Annotated in this window: 1 protein-coding gene; it reads right to left on the bottom strand. The window is 33.9% G+C overall.

What is annotated here, in order from left to right; genetic code table 11:
* Positions 1-37 precede the first annotated feature (37 nt).
* A protein-coding gene (locus ABH960_RS29495) for an IS3 family transposase (RefSeq protein ID WP_087943055.1) occupies positions 38-1,368 on the bottom strand; the annotation gives its coding sequence in 2 pieces (ribosomal slippage) (positions 38-984 and positions 984-1,368; 1,332 coding nt in all).
* Between the last annotated feature and the right edge of the window lie 68 nt (positions 1,369-1,436).

The following is a 1,436-nucleotide window of genomic DNA, read 5'->3' as shown; positions in this document are numbered from 1 at the left end:
TAATCTGTACCCTTTGTAAAGGACATTTTGAAAAAAGTTAGGCAACATCAAGAAGATGATTTCTGTATCCAACAGGAGTCATCTTTTTTAAATTCCATTGATATCTATAGTGATTATAGTACGTCATATATTTCTTAATCTCTTGTTTCAACTCAGTAAAAGACTCGCAAGGTTTTATATGTGCTTCATCTTTCAGATGACCAAAAAATGATTCTTGTGGAGCGTTATCCCAACAGTTCCCTCTTCTTGACATAGATTGTCCGAGCTTTAGCTTTTTGACTAATTTTTGGTAGGTAGGGCTTGTGTAGTGGGCTCCTTGATCTGAATGAATATATGCACCTTCAGTCAATCGAATCCTCTTATTCCGTTTTAGTTTATGAAGAGTTGTTGTTACGAGGTCTAATGTCATCTGTTCTGAAACATGGTAAGCTAAAATTTCATTGGTTGAGCCGTCTAAAATTGTAGATAAATAAGCTCTTTTATTCTTACCGTAAACTAAATAAGTGATATCTGTAAGAAGCGTTTTTCCTGGGGTGTTTTGTTTAAATTCTCGATTTAATTGATTCGGCACTACTCGATGTTCTTTTGAAGCTTTCAGCATTCTTTTATAAGGATTTGCTTTCCGAATCGGACAGACAATCTCATATTTTTTCATGATTCTACGGATACGCTTTAAATTGTAGACAACTTGAAAATGACCCACCAATGTCATTTTTATTTGACGAGCCCCTTTCTTTCGATTTCTAAATCGAAGTGCTTTTAATATGATTTCTTTCACGATTTCATCTTGATTGTTCTTTTGTTTCCGTTGTTCTTGAGATGAAATGGAAAAATAATTATAGTATCCCGAACGGGATACACCAGCTACTTTACACAAATAACTCACCATATTTCTTAAGTTATATTTTATGATGACAGAACGAATCAGGATATATTTCTGACTAGGTGATAAAGTTATTTCCTTCTCATCCTCCCTTCCATAAGTTTGATCTTTTTTAACAATTCATTTTCTGCCTTTAGTAAGTTCCGTTCGGCTTCTAAACGAGCATACTTCTCTTCTAACGTAAGCTCTCTCTCAAGAGTTCTTCCCGCGTTTTGGCGTGTATCTCGCAAACCAAATACACCATTTTTTCTGTAAGCAGCACGCCATCTACTTCCTGATGACATAATTCGTTTCATTCCAATCATATCTATATCAAAACCACATTCTTCAAAAATATTTCGAGGGAGTTTTCCTTTCTCATTTTCCTCAATAAAAATACGCTTAAATTCATCTGTATAAGTGATACCTTTCTGACTTACAGATTTTATGTAGGGGTTATTTGATAGAATTTGAATGTCTCTTTCTGTAAATAGCTTTTTTGTCATTTTGAACTTTCTCCGATCCCAATTTTCTCTCATTATACAAGAAATACCCTATAGAATAGACTTTTTTT

Origin of the sequence: Bacillus sp. RC252, assembly GCF_044909215.1 — a bacterium.
GTDB classification, from domain to species: Bacteria; Bacillota; Bacilli; order Bacillales; family Bacillaceae_G; genus Bacillus_A; species Bacillus_A mycoides.
The sequence above is the reverse complement of the archived record's forward strand: the minus strand, read 5'-3'. Positions and strand labels throughout refer to the sequence as shown.